The 17,645-nt window shown below is 36.8% G+C and carries 18 protein-coding genes; 7 read left to right on the forward strand and 11 right to left on the reverse strand.

Translation table 11 applies throughout. The annotated features are described in order from the left end of the window. Positions 1-140: 140 nt before the first annotated feature. Complete coding sequence (locus IIF7_RS11770) at positions 141-881, reverse strand: TerB family tellurite resistance protein (RefSeq protein ID WP_084841896.1); 741 nt, start codon at positions 879-881, stop codon at positions 141-143. Between the two features lie 175 nt (positions 882-1,056). Here IIF7_RS11770 and IIF7_RS11775 point away from each other — a divergent pair, with 175 nt between their 5' ends. From IIF7_RS11775 to IIF7_RS11790, 4 genes are all read left to right on the forward strand, one after another. Further along, positions 1,057-1,467 (forward strand): BrxA/BrxB family bacilliredoxin, encoded by a 411-nt coding sequence (locus IIF7_RS11775; protein ID WP_084841897.1) that lies wholly within the window; start codon positions 1,057-1,059, stop codon positions 1,465-1,467. Positions 1,468-1,564: 97 nt separating this feature from the next. Then, positions 1,565-1,951, forward strand: coding sequence for a hypothetical protein (locus tag IIF7_RS11780; RefSeq protein WP_084841898.1), 387 nt, complete (start codon positions 1,565-1,567; stop codon positions 1,949-1,951). Positions 1,952-2,005: 54 nt separating this feature from the next. Continuing rightward, positions 2,006-2,737 (forward strand): lysophospholipid acyltransferase family protein, encoded by a 732-nt coding sequence (locus tag IIF7_RS11785; protein WP_084841899.1) that lies wholly within the window; start codon positions 2,006-2,008, stop codon positions 2,735-2,737. Between the two features lie 3 nt (positions 2,738-2,740). Beyond that, positions 2,741-3,397: an HD domain-containing protein gene (locus tag IIF7_RS11790; protein WP_084841900.1), complete on the forward strand. Its 657-nt coding sequence runs from the start codon at positions 2,741-2,743 to the stop codon at positions 3,395-3,397. A gap of 80 nt (positions 3,398-3,477) precedes the next feature. Here IIF7_RS11790 and IIF7_RS11795 read toward each other — a convergent pair whose 3' ends face one another. The 10 genes from IIF7_RS11795 to IIF7_RS11840 form a co-directional block, all read right to left on the reverse strand. After that, positions 3,478-4,335 carry a DNA-formamidopyrimidine glycosylase family protein gene (locus tag IIF7_RS11795; RefSeq protein WP_245801622.1) on the reverse strand — a complete coding sequence of 286 codons (858 nt, stop codon included), beginning with the start codon at positions 4,333-4,335 and terminating at the stop codon, positions 3,478-3,480. Positions 4,336-4,507: 172 nt separating this feature from the next. Beyond that, positions 4,508-5,788, reverse strand: a complete 1,281-nt coding sequence (locus IIF7_RS11800; protein WP_084841901.1) for a hypothetical protein — start codon at positions 5,786-5,788, stop codon at positions 4,508-4,510. 84 nt (positions 5,789-5,872) lie between these two features. Beyond that, entirely contained in the window at positions 5,873-6,949 is a 1,077-nt protein-coding gene (locus IIF7_RS11805; protein WP_084841902.1) for a PA0069 family radical SAM protein, read from the reverse strand. Positions 6,950-7,128: 179 nt separating this feature from the next. Beyond that, positions 7,129-7,911, reverse strand: coding sequence for an enoyl-CoA hydratase/isomerase family protein (locus IIF7_RS11810; protein WP_084841903.1), 783 nt, complete (start codon positions 7,909-7,911; stop codon positions 7,129-7,131). 216 nt (positions 7,912-8,127) lie between these two features. Continuing rightward, positions 8,128-9,582 (reverse strand): sensor histidine kinase, encoded by a 1,455-nt coding sequence (locus IIF7_RS11815; protein WP_084841904.1) that lies wholly within the window; start codon positions 9,580-9,582, stop codon positions 8,128-8,130. A 99-nt stretch (positions 9,583-9,681) separates the two neighbouring features. Then, complete coding sequence (locus IIF7_RS11820) at positions 9,682-10,230, reverse strand: CopD family protein (protein WP_084841905.1); 549 nt, start codon at positions 10,228-10,230, stop codon at positions 9,682-9,684. 37 nt (positions 10,231-10,267) lie between these two features. After that, a complete protein-coding gene (locus IIF7_RS11825; protein ID WP_084841906.1) occupies positions 10,268-11,617 on the reverse strand; it encodes an MATE family efflux transporter in 1,350 nt (449 codons plus the stop codon). Beyond that, positions 11,617-12,651 carry a ferrochelatase gene (gene hemH / locus IIF7_RS11830; RefSeq protein WP_084841907.1) on the reverse strand — a complete coding sequence of 345 codons (1,035 nt, stop codon included), beginning with the start codon at positions 12,649-12,651 and terminating at the stop codon, positions 11,617-11,619. Before hemH ends, IIF7_RS11825 begins: the two co-directional genes overlap by 1 nt. Before the next feature lie 186 nt (positions 12,652-12,837). Next, entirely contained in the window at positions 12,838-13,545 is a 708-nt protein-coding gene (locus IIF7_RS11835) for a ThuA domain-containing protein (protein WP_245801623.1), read from the reverse strand. 165 nt (positions 13,546-13,710) lie between these two features. After that, on the reverse strand, positions 13,711-14,607 hold the full coding sequence (locus tag IIF7_RS11840) for a helix-turn-helix domain-containing protein (protein WP_139801322.1): 897 nt from the start codon (positions 14,605-14,607) through the stop codon (positions 13,711-13,713). A gap of 201 nt (positions 14,608-14,808) precedes the next feature. On the opposite strand from IIF7_RS11840, the gene hemA reads away from it, so the two are divergent. Genes hemA through IIF7_RS11855 form a run of 3 tightly spaced genes read left to right on the forward strand, consistent with a single transcriptional unit; the run spans position 14,809 to position 17,629 of the window. Further along, positions 14,809-16,062: a glutamyl-tRNA reductase gene (hemA, locus tag IIF7_RS11845; RefSeq protein ID WP_084841909.1), complete on the forward strand. Its 1,254-nt coding sequence runs from the start codon at positions 14,809-14,811 to the stop codon at positions 16,060-16,062. Next, positions 16,059-16,973: a hydroxymethylbilane synthase gene (gene hemC / locus IIF7_RS11850; protein ID WP_084841910.1), complete on the forward strand. Its 915-nt coding sequence runs from the start codon at positions 16,059-16,061 to the stop codon at positions 16,971-16,973. The genes hemA and hemC overlap by 4 nt, the downstream gene beginning before the upstream one ends. A 5-nt stretch (positions 16,974-16,978) precedes the next feature. Then, positions 16,979-17,629, forward strand: coding sequence for a uroporphyrinogen-III synthase (locus IIF7_RS11855; RefSeq protein ID WP_084841911.1), 651 nt, complete (start codon positions 16,979-16,981; stop codon positions 17,627-17,629). Positions 17,630-17,645 lie beyond the last annotated feature (16 nt).

Consider the following 17,645-nt stretch of genomic DNA (forward strand, 5'->3'; position numbering starts at 1 on the left):
TTGCGTTAGGGATTGCAGCGAAAATCCTTTTGTGAGGCACGAGCAAAAGATTGTAGTGTAAAGCCCGGCCGCAGGCAACGCCAAATTATCAACTATTTTTGGAAAATTTGAAGGGTATACTACAAGACACGCAATGCGTGTTAGAAGCCGCGTTCTTTTTGGATGGTTTCGTAGGCCTCCTGCACTTTATCGAATTTCTCGCGAGCGCCTTTTTTATAAGCTTCGTCCATATGTTCTAACTTATCGGGATGGTATTTCTTTACCATTTTACGATATGCTTTTTTCACATCGCTATCTGAAGCAGATTTATCGATCTCGAGTATTTTATAGGCATTATCTGGCGTTTGTTTAAAGAACATCGCCTTGATACTTTCAAAATCTTTAGCGCCAATCCTAAGATAACTGGCGATTTGCTGAATCATATTCGCCTCTGAAGTACTTACCGATCCATCGGCCTGCGCGATTCCAAATAAAAAGTGCGTAATCTGTAAACGGGTTGGATATTGAGTGCGGCTGGCTAAATACTGTGAAATTCGGGAGGCCGATAATTCACGATTTTTAATAACATCGTTAAAGGTTCTAAAAGTTGCATTAGCGCGTTCTTTCCCGTAGGCACGCACAAAATAAGACCGTACATAATCTAGTTCGGTTTGTGAAACCTTCCCATCTGCCTTGATTACCAACGCACAAAGGGATAATAAATTAAGCTCGAAATCTCCCGGACTTACCGTAGAAGACTGCTTTCCTCCCATCATCGACTGAAGAAAACCACCGCTGCTACGATTCCAGTTATCTAAGAGTGTCCCGATAATAAAACCTAAAATGGCTCCCGGGTAACGCATGTACATATAACCTAAAACAGCTAAAAGCCACTTTATCATAGATTGCAAATTTTTAGCAAAGATAACATTTACAAAACTAACGGCTTTTATTGTAAGGCTATAGATTTACCCACGACAACTTTAGAGAAAATTAGGTTTGAAAGCTGATTTTCATTCAGCTGAACTTAATTTAATATCTTTGTGAACTAATAAAGTCTAATATAAATTACAATATATGTATCCAGCAGATTTAGTAAAGCCAATGCGTGAAGATCTTACAAGCATAGGTTTTGAAGAATTACATACCGTAGAAGATGTAGAAGCGGCAATGAAAAAAGAAGGAACTACGCTTGTTGTAGTAAATTCGGTTTGCGGATGTGCTGCAGCAAATGCTCGTCCTGGTGCCAGAATGTCTTTGCAAAACGCAAAAACTCCAGATAACTTAGTAACCGTTTTTGCAGGTGTAGATCGCGAAGCTACTGATGTTGCTCGTGGATTTATGGTGCCTTTCCCTCCATCTTCGCCTTCTATGGCTTTATTTAAAGATGGTGAGTTAGTACACATGTTAGAGCGTCACCACATCGAAGGACGTCCTGCTGAGATGATTGCTGAAAATCTTACCAGTGCTTACGACGAATTCTGCTAAGTAGCATTCAATTTAAAATATCCAAAACCGACAAATTGCTTGTCGGTTTTTTTATGCTCTAAAAGCAACCTATTTAGATGATTTGTATCTTATTAATATGAAGAAAAAAATCTTGCTCATATTAACGATTTTCGGCCTACTCTCCTGCGCCAATGATGATACGACTGAAAGCAAAGCTGCTTATGAAATGCAACTTCAGGAACAAATAGAAGCTATAACTAATTTTGCGAGTTCTGGAAATTGCAATGAAGATACAGATTGCGATTATTTAGCCTACGGAAGTAAAGCTTGCGGCGGGCCACAGGGATACGTAGTTTTTTCAACCGCTATAGATGTGGATCTTCTGAAAGAAATGATCGAAGATTATACAAAGCTTGAAGAGGAATATAATATTAAATTCGGAATAATATCTGACTGTTCGATTGTTAGTCCGCTTTTTATCACCGGATGCCTGAATAACCAATGCGCCAAAATGATCGAATAAGAATTACGCGGCTATTTCCTTTAAAAACTTATTTTTGTAGCTTTAATTTGAGCAATGAAAAAAGTTTTATCATATCCGTTAACGGTCATATTTTATTTTTTCTTCTTCCTAAACCTTCTAATTTTTCATCCTATCCAATGGATCTCTTTAAAATTAGGCGGTTACCAGGCACATAAAAAAAGTGTTGATATTTTCAATTTCTTTCTTTTGCGTTGCCTTAATTTACTGGGAACACGCTTTGTGATAGAAAACGAACATCAAATTCCGGTAGAGCGTCCCTGTATTTTTGTGGCCAATCATCAAGGAATGTACGACATCCCTCCTATTGTTTGGTATATGCGAAAACATCATCCAAAATTCGTAAGTAAAAAAGAACTGGGAAAAGGAATACCTAGTATTTCTTTCAATTTAAGACATGGCGGCTCGGTACTTATCGATCGTAAAAACCGAAGGGAAAGTCTGCTTAAAATGGCCAAATTCGCCAAATATTTAAAGAAAACCAATCGATCTGCTGTGATCTTTCCTGAGGGAACCAGAAGCCGAACCGGAAAACCTAAAAAATTTGCTGCCAGCGGTATGCAAATGCTTTTTAAACAAATGCCACACGCCCTGGTGGTGCCTATTACCATTAACAACAGCTGGAAGCTTTTTCGCTACGGAAATTTCCCTTTAGATATCGGCGTTACCATGCGAATGAAAGTACACGAACCTATTGAAATCGACTCTACAGATCCAGAAAGCCTGGTAGCAATAGTTGAACGTACTATAATTACTGATATTCGATAAAATATGACTCAAAATGAATTGATCATCGAAAACACGATTCAGTTTGTAAAAGAAACTTTAGAAAATGCTGAAGGTGGTCACGACTGGTTTCATATCGAGCGGGTTTTAAACAATGCTAAGTTAATTGCAAAAACTGAAGATGCAGATGATTTTATTGTGCAATTGGGCGCTTTGTTGCATGATATTGCCGACTCAAAATTTCACAACGGTGATGAGACCATAGGGCCAAAAATAGCCGCTGAATTTCTCGAATCTCAGCATGTACCTTCGGAAGTTATTGAGCATGTGGTAAAGATCATTCAGAATATCTCTTTTAAAGGCGGAAATATTGAACAGAAATTTCATTCGGCCGAACTTGATATTGTTCAGGATGCCGATCGTTTGGACGCCATTGGTGCGATAGGAATTGCGAGGACATTTAATTATGGCGGATTTAAAAACCGAGCGATTTACGATCCCGAAATCGAGCCAAAACTGAATATGACCAAAGAGGAATATAAAGCTTCGAACGCGCCAACCATTAATCACTTTTACGAAAAATTATTATTGCTAAAAGATCGTATGAACACTAAAACAGGTGCTGAAATTGCACAAAAACGCCATGAATTTATGGAGCAGTTTTTAGATCAGTTTTACGCAGAATGGAATGGACTGAAGTAAATAGTTTTAGAAAGCAGTTGGTAGTCGCAGTTGGCAGTCACAGTTCGCAGAGAATCGTGCATTATTTTAGCAAAACTGATTTAAACTTCCTCTTGGCAAACCGGACAGAAATAAGTGGTTCTTCCAGAAACTTTTGTTTGTTCGATCTTACCATTATTTCGTGGGCAATCGGCGCCTTCGCCTTCTTTTCTTAATCGGGTTAAGTAAGATTCAGGAACTCGTTTTCCTTCAATTCTTGCTTCTTTTACCACTTCTAAAACTTCCCCTATTTTATCGAAAATCGATTTTAGTTGTTTTTGGGTTAAATTATTTACCTTGGTTTTAGGATGAGTTTTAGTTTGAAATAACACCTCATCGGCATACATATTTCCTATCCCGGCAATTAAACTTTGATTCATCAACAAGCCTTTAATCGTGCCGCTTCTACCATCACAGATGTCCAAAAACTGTTTTTCTGAAATTGCTAAAGCATGTATGCCAAGACTGTGAGATTCCTGAAATTTTTCAACACTTTCAGCTAGATATAGCTTTGCGAATTTACGCGGACAAGTAAACGCAAGCTTAGAATCGTCTTCAAAAATTAGTTTTAATTGCGTGTATTTTGGTGTTTCATCATGCTGATAAAAATCCAGTTTTCCGGTCATTCCAAAATGCATCACCAGCACTCCGGTTTTCTTTAGTTTCAGAAATAAATATTTTCCCAGCCGAGTTGAAGACTCAAATTCGTTGTTTTTAAGGTGCTTTTCAAAATCAGATTTCGGGGATTGATAGATCTTTTTATCTCCGGTTTCAACAGCAATTATCTTTTTGTGTAGAATCGTAGCATCTGCATATTTTTTCTGATATGAAACTTCAGGAAGTTCGGGCATGTTTTTGTTTTTGTTTACAGTTTTCGGTTGAGCTTTCAGCCTTAAGCTATCAGCTATCGGCTTATTCAAAATTCAGCATTTAGAATTCAAAATAATTTAGCACATCTTCAAATTATCTTGTTTCTAAAATTAAAACTCCTGAAACCAGAATTCGCTAAATTCCTGCTAAAGTTTAAACTTCAACATATCAAAAACACTAAAAAATCTATCTAAAAAAACTACAATTTCGAGAAAAATAGACTTATCGATTAAAAGGATATTTAGAGATCCAATGAAAACCTCTGTTGTTCAGCAAGAAATCTTCACGCCCTTTTCTTTCGGTTTTAAAATAGATACTATCGCCTTTAAAAATACCTTCAAACTCATAAACATTCGATTCCGGTTTCATTTTGTAATCAAAAAACCCAACTTTACTAGAATCACGTTCCTTTAAATAGATCTTTTGGGCAACGGTATCTGTTTCTGCCACGTAATAAACACCTTCATCATTCATTTTTTGAAGATACATCAGCTGTGGCCGATCAAAAATAAGTCGCTTAAATTGCAAACTATCATCTAATCGAGCCGGTCTTTTCTTATGATTCAGCTGAAATTCATTTAATTCATAAATTCCGTATAACTCATGTTTAGGACCAAGGTCACCATACATATCTTGTCTACGTATTGTAGAAATCAGTTTTAAAACAACAAACACAATGATGAATAAAAACTTAGCAATTTGAAGCGTATGATTTTTCCATTTTTTCAAAAATGGTTTTACATATTCGATTTTAGAAACATCACGATTAAGGATAAAAACATTCAGTAATCTTTTGCCGTCGATCAAAATCAAAAAGGCTGAAAAAACACATAAATGCAATGAAAATTGTTTTACAGGAATATCATAAGAAATATTCATCATAAAAACATTCAACATCACCCCAAAACTTAAAACGGCACCTAATGTTCTGGTTCGTTTAAATATAAGCAGAATGGCAGCAATAGTTTCAGACCAGCCTGCAAATACCGTGTAGGTTTTAGAAAACCCCATATAATTCCAGGCCAGCCCCATTGGTGACATTTCGCCAAAAGGAGTTACAAGCCTTATTAAATATGGCTCTCCAAACTGAAGTTTAAAGACTTTAATGATTCCGTAAGTCAATAATACAAATATTAGGTAATAACGAATGTATTGTCCTCCAATATAAATGAGTCTCTTTGAATTTATTTTACTTCGGAAGAGTAAGAAAATTACTGTACAAAGTATAAAACTTAGAATCCCGATCAATAAACATCTCACAAAGTCGTACAAGGTGTCTCCACTTCCTGTGTTTTGAACATGATTAGCATCTGGATTATTAAGAAAAGTCTCAGCGAACCATGGAACAATAACATGCCAAGTATTTTGATGAAATATCCTTTCAAAAAAATACAGAGGAGTAAATGAGTTTAGCGGAAAAGGAAAAATATAAAGAACCGAATAAATAAAGAAAAACAGAATTACATATTTCAGCAATTCTTCGCCAAAGGAATTGAGTTTCATAATTTTTGATTGATGGTTTAAGTCTGAATGAAAAGGCTTTCCAATAAATAACGAAACTCTAATTAAAATATTTTCAGCGCATTATTAAAACAACTTCATCTGCCCGTCCTTATAGATCTCGTGTAAACCACAGTTTAATGTTGGCCGCTCACGATCTTTCAGGTATAAATTTCTAGCAATTTTAAACTGCTGCTTTACCTGGTCTGCGAATTCTCCCTCTCCTTTCATTCGAGTTCCAAATCGGCTATCGTTTAAACTTCCGCCGTGAACACTTTCAATTTGATGAAGCACTTTACTAGCTCTATCGGGCATGGTTTTATTGATCCAATCTGTAAAAATAGTACCTATTGCGCCATTTAATCTTACAATGGTATAACCTACACTCAATGCACCACGATTTGCAATTTCTTTCACCAGCGGCATAATTTCGTGACTGTTAACTGACGGAATTATTGGTGCCATCATCACATTAACCGGAATTCCTTTTGCTGAAAGATTCTCGACAGTTTCCAATCGTTTTTTGATACTTGCTGTACGCGGTTCTAAAATTCTTCGTGTTTCTTCCTTTAAACTGGTGATCGAAATATTTACGTGAACTAATCGGTCTTTATGCAATTCTTCTAAAATATCAAGATCCCGAAGCACCAGGGAATTTTTGGTAATGATACCCACCGGGTGCCGATATTTCAAAAATGTCTGAAGCAATTTTCTGGTAATTTCCAATCGCTTTTCTACCGGCTGATAACAATCTGTATTTCCCGATAAAACGATCGGAGCTGCCTGCCAATTTTTGCTGCGGAGTTTCTTTTCGAGCAATTCAACTGCATTTTGCTTTACCAAAATTTTCTGTTCGAAATCCAGCCCAGGACTAAAACCCCAATATTCGTGAGAATTCCTGGCGTAGCAATAAATGCAACCATGCTCACAACCCTGATAGGGATTTAGAGAATAACTCATCCCAACATCTGGACTTTCTACTTTATTTACAATGGTTTTAGGAAAAGTATCGATGATGGTGGTTTTGCTTTCCTGAAAATCATCACCTTCTGCAGCGCAATAATTCAGAAAATCATCTCTAAACTCGTGACTATTTGCATCAAAACGATTAGGCACATTGCTCTGTGCTCCTCTACCTTTTATATACTCTTGAGATTTGGACATTTCACAAAATTATGGAATTTTTCCACTTATGAGGAAATTATCCTAATTTATTTCCAAAAAAATACCTCAAGATAAATCCATGAGGCACTTTTTGATGATGTATTTTATATCGAGGCAAGGCTCGAATTATTCAATCTCTATTATCGCGTAAATCCAAATTTATCGATAAGGGTCAGTTTCTATTTCCCGGGAAATTCTGCTTTTCGTTTATTCAAAAAAGCTGAAGTTCCTTCTTTAAAATCTTCGGTTCCAAAAGCATTTCCAAATTCGTTGATTTCAACTTCAAATCCGTTAACGCCTTTTTCATAGCTCGCATTAATCGCTTTTATCGCTCCTTCAATAGCCACCAAAGAATTTTTAAGGATCTTCCCGGCTAGCTTTTCAGTAAATTCTAAAAGCTCTTCCTGAGTGGTTACATGGTTCACTAAATTATATTGCAAAGCCTGATTGGCATCGATCATTCCGGCCGTCATGATCATTTCCATAGCGCGACCTTTACCTACGATTTGCGTCAACCGCTGTGTACCGCCATACCCCGGAATAACACCCAAAGAAACTTCTGGCAATCCCATTTTAGCATTTTCAGAAGCTACTCTAAAATGTGCTGCCATCGCTAATTCCAATCCGCCGCCTAACGCAAAACCGTTTACCGCTGCAATTACCGGTTTTGGAAAATTTGCCACAAAATCAAACAATTTCGCCTGACCTTCAGCCGCTAACTGCTTTCCTTCTTCCGGAGAAAAATCGGCAAACTCACTAATATCGGCGCCGGCAACAAACGCCTTTTCACCACTTCCGGTCAAAATAATCACTTTTACATCTTCATCATCTTTAGCTTCAGAAAAAGCTTCGTGCAGTTCCTGTATCGTGTCTTTATTTAAAGCGTTGAGTTTAGAAGGACGATCGATAGTAATGTAAAGGATCTCGTTCTCTTCTTCAACTAAAATATTTTGGTACCTCATCGTGTTGGTTTTTTATTTTTGATTGTCCGTAATTTGTAATAATTGGTTGTGTTCGTCATTCCGGACTTGATCCGGAATCTCATACTGTATTGAAAACCGAACTATTGTGATGAGACCCTGAATCAAGTTCAGGGTGACCACACCTAATTATGATCTATTCAATTTTTTATTAAAGGTAGCATTTTGAACCTGTCTTCCCAAAAACCAGCGATCAGGTTATTTAGGAAAACGGACTTTAAAGATAGTTCCTTTGCCTGGTTTTGAGGTGAAATTTATACTTCCTTTATAAGTTTCTACGATGTTTTTAACCATGGCGAGCCCTAATCCCATTCCGCTGCTTTTGGTAGTAAATTTAGGCTCAAAGATCTTTTCACGATTTTCTTCTGTAATTCCCTGCCCATTATCACAAACACTAATACATACATTATCCGGCTCTTCGTCGATGCTCACCACGATCTTTGGATCTTCGGTTTCATCCATCGCCTGGATAGCATTTTTTACCAGATTGGTCACTACCCGGATGAGTTGCGTACGATCGAATTTGGCTAAAATTTCTTCTTTTTCTGAATTAAATACGATATAATTTTCATTGAAAATATCGAGCGCCAGTTTGGTGATCTTAGGCACATTTAAGGTTTCGTTTTGCTGCGCCGGCATTTTTGCAAAGTTTGAAAATGCTGAAGCGATCGAACTCATCGTATCGATCTGGTTGATCAAGGTGTCACAAAATTCATTGACTTTATGTTCAATTTCGGGATCATGACGATCGAACCTACGCTCAAAACTCTGCACACTTAATCGCATTGGGGTAAGCGGATTTTTAATTTCGTGTGCTACCTGCTTTGCCATTTCTCTCCAGGCCTGTTCTCGCTCTCCAGTGGCCAGCTTTACCGCACTTTCTTCCAACTCGTCGATCATAGAATTATATGCTGAAATTAATGCATAGATCTCTTCGGAAGCGTTACTGAGTTCAATCTTTTGGTTTCGTTTATCAAGCCGGGTTTGATTAATTTTTTCTGAAATTATTTTTAGTGACTTGGTAATATATTTTGAAAGGAAATAAGACAGAATAATCGCCAAAGCCAGCATAAAAAGATACACTTCGCCAAGACGCATCAAGAAATCGTTAAGGTCTCGATTTAGTACACTATCATCCTGAAGATAGGGCAAATACAAGATCGCCAAAGGTTTAAAACGCTGATCTGTAATATAGGTGTAAGACGACTGAAATTTCTCGCCATTCGTTTCCCCTTTCAGTAAATATCGCCGATTAGAAGAAGCATCTAATTTGGCTAAAATCGGTTTATCGATCTGGTAATCTGTAGTGTCTTTAAAAAAATTCTCTTTAGAACTTATCAATAATCTTCCTTCAAGATCATAAATATTGATCTGCATCTCATGAACCTGAGACATCTCGTAGATCTTTTGATTTTGTTTAAAAATAGAAGGAATATTTTCAGTGTTTACCATGTAGGTAGTACTGGCCAGCACAAAATTTATATTCTCACGTATCGCTGTTTCTTTTCGTTCCAGTCGTTCACGGTGATAAGCTTCAGCCTCCAGCTTGTATTGGTAAACAGTAACCCCGGCAATCAAAATAGAAGCTCCCAGCACCAAAAGGATCATGGAAATAAAGATACGCGTACGTAAGGATAATTTTAAAAGCTTCATAAATTGCCAGTTACCGCAAATTAATCAAAATCATTGAGTTGATATTCGATGATTTCAGACTAAATTCTTTTTTCAGAAAAGAATCAATTATCACACCAATTACGCATTGGGGTTTTTAGAGCGTATCTTTTTATATAATTTGATTCCGAGCATTAGTAGAATTCCCAATGCAAAAATTCCTATTACTCCGTAGATCCAATTCAGCGCATTTCTAACAATTACCAAGAATATTACTGAAAAAAGGATCACGGTAGATCCTTCGTTCCATAGACGCATTTGCCCTGAAGTATATTTTACTTTATCTACCTGAAGTTGTTTAAAAATATGATGTGTTTTTAAATGATAAGCAATTAGTAGGATCACAAAACCAAGCTTTACGTGCATCCAACCTTGTTGCAACCAAACAGGTTGCATGATCAATAAAATTATAGCGAATAAAGTTGCTAAGATTGCCGATGGCCAGGTGATAATAAACCACAAACGCTTAGCCATAAGTTTTAGCTGTGTTACTAATATCGACTTATCTGGTTCGGGTTTATCGAAAGCTTCAATTTGGTAAATAAATAAGCGCGGAATATAAAAAAGCCCGGCAAACCAGGTGATCACAAAAATAAGATGAAGCGATTTTATGTAATTATAGTATTCCAAAGTCTGCTATTTAATATGCAAATTAAAATGATTTCTCTTAATCGTGTTCTAAATTATGCCTGATTTCACGATTTACAAAATAACCGGTAACAATGGTCGAAAGTACATCGGCAATCGGGAAACTTATCCAAACGCCTAATTCTCCGTAGTAATTCGGTAAAATTAAAATAAGCGGAATAAAGAAAAATCCCTGTCTTGAAAGTGTTAATAATAAAGCCGGAACTGCTTTTCCTATCGCCTGAAAATATGCCGCGCCAATAAGTTGTAAGGCAATAATTGGTGTCGCTGCAAAAACCCAACGCATAGCGCCAGGTGTACGCTCGATAATAGCTTCATTTTGGGTAAAGATCATTGCAATTTCTTTTGAAAACCCCATAATCAAACCAAAAACCACGCATCCCATTAAACAGGCATATAAGATCGCTTTATTGATAGAACTGCGAACTCTGCCATACTTTTGAGCGCCGTAATTATAGCCGGCAATCGGTAAAAATCCTTGTGTAATCCCCAAAACTGGAAATAAAGCAAACATCAGCATTCTCCCAATGATCGCATAAACTGCAACTCCGTCTTCACCACCAAGATCGAAAAGAATATTATTCATTAATAAATAAATAATGCTAACCACCGCCTGTCGTGCAAGCGTTACAAATCCCAGAGAACCAATCTCACGAAGAATAGGAAAATCTAACCTAAAATGACTAATATCGATCTTTAACTCAGATTTACCAGAGAAGACAAAAAACCAGAAAATATATAGAAAACAAACCATATAAGATCCTGTAGTTGCCCAGGCAGCGCCATACATTCCAAGATCCATTACATTTATAAAAAGGTAATCGCCTATAATATTTCCTACGGAAGGAATAATCATCGAGATCATGGCGAAATTTGGTTTTCCTTCAGCTCTAATCACATTATTCCCCATCATGTTAAGCGCCAAAATTGGCACTCCGTAAAGGACAATGCGGTAATAGATCTTTGCAGGTTCAAAAATATCACCTTTCCCACCAAAAGCAGGAATAAGCTCATTGATAAAAATAAGGCCCAAAATCACCAAACTAACACATAACAAAAGTGTTAGTGTAATTTGATTACCAAAGGTTTTACGTGCTTTTTTATCGTTATCTGCACCAAGTGCACGGGAAATAATTGAAGAACCTCCAATCCCGATACTCATCCCTAAAGCAGCAATAAAAAATGAAATAGGCAAAACAACGTTGATGGCGGCTATCGCAGTAGAACCAATCCAGTTTCCAACAAAAATGGTATCTACAAGGATATTAAGTGACATTACCAAAATCCCAACAGATGCGGGTAATGCCTGGCGAATTAAAAGTTTACCTATGGATTCATTTCCTAGCGCTTCAGAGCTTACTTTTGCCATTATGCTTCAACGGGTTTTTGATGCGCCCACTCGTCTACCCAGCGAGACAGCATTTTAACCCAGTCTTCACGATCATTTAAGCAAGGAACTACAGTAAATTCTTTTCCGCCAACTTCGTGGAAAATTTCTTCTCCTTCCATCGCAATTTCTTCCAAAGTTTCTAAACAGTCTGAAACAAAAGCAGGGGTAACAATGGCCATTTTTTTGATGCCTTGTTTTCCAAAACGCTCTATCGTTCTATCGGTATAAGGTTTTAACCATGGATCGAATCCTAATCTGGATTGAAAACTTACGCTGTAAGTTCCTTCTTTTAGATTTAAATATTCAGCTACTAGTCTTGTGGTTTCGTAGCATTGATGACGGTAACAAAATTGGTGTGCAGAAGAAGCTGTTTGGCAACAACTACCATCGATCTTACAATGCGAATTTGTGATATCACTTTTTCTGATATGGCGCTCCGGAACTCCGTGATAGGAGAACAACAGATGCTCAAAATCGAGATTTTGTAATCGCTCCTGAATGCTATTTCCTAAAACACGAATATAATCTGGATGATTATAAAATGCCGGAACCGAAGTAAATTTCATCTCAGGGAAATGCTTTTGGCGTAACTGTTCAGCCAGTACCAAAATAGTTTCGGTTGTTGCCATTGCAAATTGTGGATACAACGGAAAAAGCAACACTTCGTCTACTCCTTTTTCTTTAAGTTCTTTTAAACCATCGTAAATACTTGGCGTACCGTAGCGCATGGCCAAAGCAATTGGCACCGAGGTCATCTCGTCTACTTTTTCCTGCAACCTTTCAGAAAGAACAATTAATGGCGAACCTTCTTCCCACCAGATTTTTTGGTAAGCCTCGGCAGATTTTTTTGGTCGGGTATTCAGGATAATTCCTTTTACCAACAGCGAACGGAACACGTAAGGCACATCGATTACCCGCTCGTCCATTAAAAATTCACCAAGATATTTTTTTACGTCCTTTGGATCTGTGCTATCGGGGGATCCCAGATTAACTAAAAGTACGCCTTTGCTCATGTCTTTCTCTTTTTTGCATTACAAAGTTAAGTCTATAAATTTGTTCAACTATAAATTAGTATTATACTTTTTTATTAAACAATAGCTAAAATTTTGCTCCTTAGATGAAGCCTTAAAACTATTGAGTTCTAAAAAATTTAGATGAAATATCACACAATGCTGATATTCGATGTTTTTGGAAGAATTTTATTTTAATAGGAACTGAATACATTTCACTAAATGTTCTCTAAAAAGCGGCTCGTTATAAGATGCTGCAGTGTGCCCCCCACCCGTATAGATCATTTTTCCGCCATCTTCAAATTCCTGAAACCATGCGTGCGGGTGAAATTCGCCATTTTTGCCACCTTCATATGATGTCTCGTTTAGCTGAAGCAACACCTGGAGATTCGGATTTATATTTTTGAAGTTATACCACTCGTCTGTACGCTTCCAAACTTTGGGTAAATGAGCAACTGTAGGATGATCTTGCATTTCTACAACAACTTCAGCTTCCTGGATATGCGGATGACTTTCAAAATAAGCACCAATAAATTTTCCGTACCACGGCCAATCGTATTCGGTATCTGAAGCGGCATGAATTCCGAAGAAATTACCGCCATTATCAATATATTTTCTGAATTTTTCCTGCTGATCTTCAGTAAAAACATCGCCAGTTGTACTTAGGAAAATCACTGCATCGATATTCGATAATTCTGAAACAAATTTTTCTGCATCGTCTGTCGCACTGATCGTCCAATTATTTTCTTCTGCAATTTCTTCTAAAGCAGCAATTCCCGTTGGAATAGATTCATGCTTAAAACCAGCTGTTTTATAGAAAATCGATAATTTTTCCTGTGCATTTACCAGCGTAACACTGAAAACTAAGAGCAGAAAAAAGAGTTTTTGAAGTTTCATTTTGTATTGAAGTTGACGGATTATAAAAGCTTTAAGCGAACAATTATCAGCTTTCAGCTAAAATTCAAAATTTAATTTTTCATCCTGATTTTTTATATTCTGACTCTCAATTATCTGATCGACACATCACCGCCTTTTCAAATTGAAAAAAGTCTATTTTCTTAATTAATGCGTTGCCGGTAAAGACATTAAATATTTTTTTGGCGTAGTGCCAAATTTCTTTTTAAAAGCTGCAATAAAATGACTAGCGGTGCTGTAACCTACTTTTAAACCGACTTCGTTCACATTGTATTCGCCAGTATCCAATAATTTGCGAGCATATTCCATTTTGTAATCAAATAGAAAACTGTAAACCGAATCACCATAGATCTGCTTAAAGCCTTCTTTCAATTTCTTTAAACTCAGGTTTATCTCGTCTGAAAGTTCTTGTAAAGATGGTGGCTCGGCCATCCTGGCGATGACGATATCCTTTGCTCTCCTAATTTTCAGGATATTTTCTTCATCACTTAAAAACGGGCATTGCTCTACATTAGCATCCTCTGCTCTATTAAAATAAAGACTTAGTAATTCGTAAGCTTTCGCTTTAAAGTACAGACTTTTTATGGTTGGCGTAAGATTAAAATTCATCACCTGGTTTAGAACGATCGCCATAGAAGGTGATATTGGTGTATCTTTATAGTATTTTTTATCCTTATTTTCTGTGCTTAAAAAAGAGATATAATTAGCTTCTTCAGAAAATAACGCATGGAATTTCTTGATCGAAATAACCAGTGAAATCAACCAGGATTTAGGTCCTAAAACCAGATTTAGCGGTAAATTTCGCTGCGGATTATATAAAATGAGTGATTTCTCTTCAGCCAACGGAAGTTCGTATCGACCTTCGTTAAATAAGAATTTACTTTCTCCCTTAACATTAAAGTGAAACTGAATAAAACTAGTATCTACTTCACGTTCAACAATCTGTTTATCAGAGGTTTCGTTCTGAAACTTTAAAATATGAAAACCTTCTTCTACTTTAGTCTCCTCAGTAAGACTTACAGCGATATTTTTTCCCTCTTCCATCATTTAAAATTTCGTTTATTTATTTAGAAACAATCTAAACTAATACGTTCTTAGCGTTCATCATTACTACAAAACTATGCTATTTCAAGCATTTACGACCATAAATATACTAAAATCCCTGTTAGCGACACAAATAGTACTTTGAGCGTTATTTTTTACGTTAACAATATTTTAATTTTGCCTCGCAATCCCTAAAAGTTCATGGAAAGTTCGATTTCTAAAGGAAGACATTTTTACATCATTGGTCTTAGCTATAAAAAAGCAGATGCTGAAATTAGAGGACATTTTAGTCTAAATGAAGAAGCTAAAACCAGGTTGTTAGAGCAGGCGAAGAAAGAAGGTATAGACGGAGTTTTGGCAACCTCAACGTGTAATCGTACAGAGGTTTATGGCTTTGCTGCACATCCATTTCAGCTCATCAAACTATTATGTGAGCACACCCACGGTACGGTAGAAGAATTTGAGAAAGTAGCCTATGTTTACAAAAACAAACAGGCGATCTCTCATATGTTTAGAGTAGGAACTGGCTTAGATAGCCAGATTCTTGGTGACTTCGAGATTATTAGTCAGTTACGAATTGCTTTTGCCCAGTCTAAAAAAATAGGATTATCCAATGCCTTTACAGAGCGTTTGGTAAATGCTGTGATCCAGGCCAGTAAACGTATTAAGAATGAAACCGAGATCTCTTCAGGAGCAACTTCTGTTTCTTTTGCTTCCGTTCAGTATATATTAAAAAATGTAGAAGATATTTCTAATAAGAATATCTTGCTCTTCGGAACAGGTAAAATTGGCCGAAATACCTGCGAAAATCTTATTAAACACACTCAAAATAAGCACATCACTCTAATTAACCGAACTAAAGATAAGGCTGAAAAAATTGCTGGAAAATTTAGTTTAACAGTTAAAGACTACGCCGATCTACAGGCTGAAATTAGAAATACAGATGTTCTTATCGTAGCTACAGGAGCACAAAATCCAACGATTAGTAAAGAACTTATTTATTGTAAAAAGGATTTGTTGATCCTGGATCTTTCTATCCCTAAAAATGTTGCTGAGGATGTTGAAGAACTGGACAATGTAAGATTGGTTCATTTAGACCACCTTTCTCAGATTACTGATGAAACCCTTCAACGTCGTAGAAAATTTATTCCTGAAGCTGAAGCAATTATTGTTGAAGTAGAAAGTGAATTCAACAAATGGCTGGAAACTCGCAAATTTGCGCCAACCATTAAAGCACTGAAGAAAAAACTACGAATGATGAAAGACGCTGAACTTGATTTTCAGCGTAAAAAAATAGCTGATTTTAACGATGAGCAGGCCGAAATTGTAAGCAACAGGATTATTCAAAAGATCATGAAGCATTTCGCCAATCATCTTAAAGAAGACAGCAACACTACAGACGAAAGCTTAGAACTTATCCAAAAAGTCTTTCAGTTAGAAGAACAAGTACGATGAATAAAGTGATACGCATAGGAACACGAGACAGCGAACTGGCCTTGTGGCAGGCAAAAACTGTACAATCTGCACTTGAAAAATTAGGGCATCAAACCGAACTTGTTCCCGTAAAATCTACCGGAGATCTAAATTTGGATGTTCCGCTTTACGAAATGGGCATCACCGGGATTTTCACCAAAACGCTTGATGTTGCCATGCTTACTGGCAAAGTAGACATCGCGGTTCATTCTATGAAAGATGTTCCAACGGCTTTACCCAAAGGAATTGTAGAAGCGGCCGTTCTAAAACGTGCAAATACGCAGGATATTCTTATTCATAAAGGTACCGACTTTTTAGAGGCTGAAGGAACAATCGCTACCGGAAGTTTACGTAGAAAATCGCAATGGCTTAATCGCTATCCAAATCATAATGTGGTAGATCTTCGCGGAAATGTTAATACGCGAATGCAAAAGCTTGAAGATAATGATTGGAACGGAGCCATTTTTGCCGCTGCCGGATTAGAAAGAATCGAAATAAAACCTGAAAATTTTATCGATCTCGACTGGATGATTCCTGCACCAGCGCAGGGTGCCATGCTGGTTGTGGCTTTAGAGAAAGATGAATTTACCAGAACAGCTCTTGGCGCATTAAATCATTATCAAACAGATCTTGAAGTTCATGTAGAACGTGAATTTTTACGGACTTTAGAAGGTGGTTGTACCGCACCTATCGGGGCTTTAGCAAAGATCGATAATGACGATATTCTACATTTTAAGGGTGCTCTTTTTAGCTTGGATGGTTCGCAAAAGATCGAAGTAGAAAAAAGAATCGCTGCCGATAATGTTACCGGATTTGGAAAATTTTGTGCTGAAGAAATTCTTGCCAAAGGTGGCGCTGAACTGATGAAACAAATCAAGGAAGTTTTAAACTAAGGCTTATGGCCACTGTACTTTCCACAAAAAAACTTAGCGTTTCGCAAAAGCAATTATTGCTTGGTGCTAAAATTGGTTTAGTGGAATACAACGCTATAAATATAGAATTTATCCCATTTTCATCGAATATCGACCTGGCGGAAAATGCCATTATCACGAGTAAAAATGCGTTTAAAGCTATTCAGGATAAAGTAAAGATCGAGAAGGCATTTGTGGTAGGATCTAAAACTGCAGCCTTGCTAAAAGAAAATGACGTTGAAATTGCTGAAGTTGCCGATAATGCTTCAATATTAGCTGAAAAAATTATCGGAAATCATCAAAATAAGCATTTTATTTTTTTCTGCGGAAATAAACGTAGAGACGAGCTACCACTTCAGCTAAAGCAAAAAGGAGTATTTTTTAAAGAAATTCAGGTGTATAAAACAAGCCTTAATTTTGCCGAATTTAAGCAGGAATTTGAAGGTGTTTTATTCTTTAGCCCAAGTGGTGTAGAAAGTTATTTTAGCAAAAATAAAATAGGAGAAGCTACTGCATTTTGCATTGGAACAACCACTGAAAATTCAGTAAAAAAATATACCAAAAACATAATAACAGCTACCCAGCCAAGCATTGAAAATGTAATTGTTCAGGTAGTGAAGAAATATAATAAACAATAGCTTCAGGCTTAATTTG

This window comes from Zunongwangia atlantica 22II14-10F7, assembly GCF_002094855.1.
Taxonomy (GTDB): domain Bacteria; phylum Bacteroidota; class Bacteroidia; order Flavobacteriales; family Flavobacteriaceae; genus Zunongwangia; species Zunongwangia atlantica.

Coding starts and splice junctions, on each gene's coding strand:
- IIF7_RS11770 (WP_084841896.1), bottom strand. CDS start 881: ATGATAAAGTGGCTTTTAGCTGTTTTAGGTTATATGTACATGCGTTAC.
- IIF7_RS11775 (WP_084841897.1), top strand. CDS start 1,057: ATGTATCCAGCAGATTTAGTAAAGCCAATGCGTGAAGATCTTACAAGC.
- IIF7_RS11780 (WP_084841898.1), top strand. CDS start 1,565: ATGAAGAAAAAAATCTTGCTCATATTAACGATTTTCGGCCTACTCTCC.
- IIF7_RS11785 (WP_084841899.1), top strand. CDS start 2,006: ATGAAAAAAGTTTTATCATATCCGTTAACGGTCATATTTTATTTTTTC.
- IIF7_RS11790 (WP_084841900.1), top strand. CDS start 2,741: ATGACTCAAAATGAATTGATCATCGAAAACACGATTCAGTTTGTAAAA.
- IIF7_RS11800 (WP_084841901.1), bottom strand. CDS start 5,788: ATGAAACTCAATTCCTTTGGCGAAGAATTGCTGAAATATGTAATTCTG.
- IIF7_RS11805 (WP_084841902.1), bottom strand. CDS start 6,949: ATGTCCAAATCTCAAGAGTATATAAAAGGTAGAGGAGCACAGAGCAAT.
- IIF7_RS11810 (WP_084841903.1), bottom strand. CDS start 7,911: ATGAGGTACCAAAATATTTTAGTTGAAGAAGAGAACGAGATCCTTTAC.
- IIF7_RS11815 (WP_084841904.1), bottom strand. CDS start 9,582: ATGAAGCTTTTAAAATTATCCTTACGTACGCGTATCTTTATTTCCATG.
- IIF7_RS11825 (WP_084841906.1), bottom strand. CDS start 11,617: ATGGCAAAAGTAAGCTCTGAAGCGCTAGGAAATGAATCCATAGGTAAA.
- hemH (WP_084841907.1), bottom strand. CDS start 12,651: ATGAGCAAAGGCGTACTTTTAGTTAATCTGGGATCCCCCGATAGCACA.
- IIF7_RS11835 (WP_245801623.1), bottom strand. CDS start 13,545: ATGAAACTTCAAAAACTCTTTTTTCTGCTCTTAGTTTTCAGTGTTACG.
- IIF7_RS11840 (WP_139801322.1), bottom strand. CDS start 14,607: ATGGAAGAGGGAAAAAATATCGCTGTAAGTCTTACTGAGGAGACTAAA.
- hemA (WP_084841909.1), top strand. CDS start 14,809: ATGGAAAGTTCGATTTCTAAAGGAAGACATTTTTACATCATTGGTCTT.
- hemC (WP_084841910.1), top strand. CDS start 16,059: ATGAATAAAGTGATACGCATAGGAACACGAGACAGCGAACTGGCCTTG.
- IIF7_RS11855 (WP_084841911.1), top strand. CDS start 16,979: ATGGCCACTGTACTTTCCACAAAAAAACTTAGCGTTTCGCAAAAGCAA.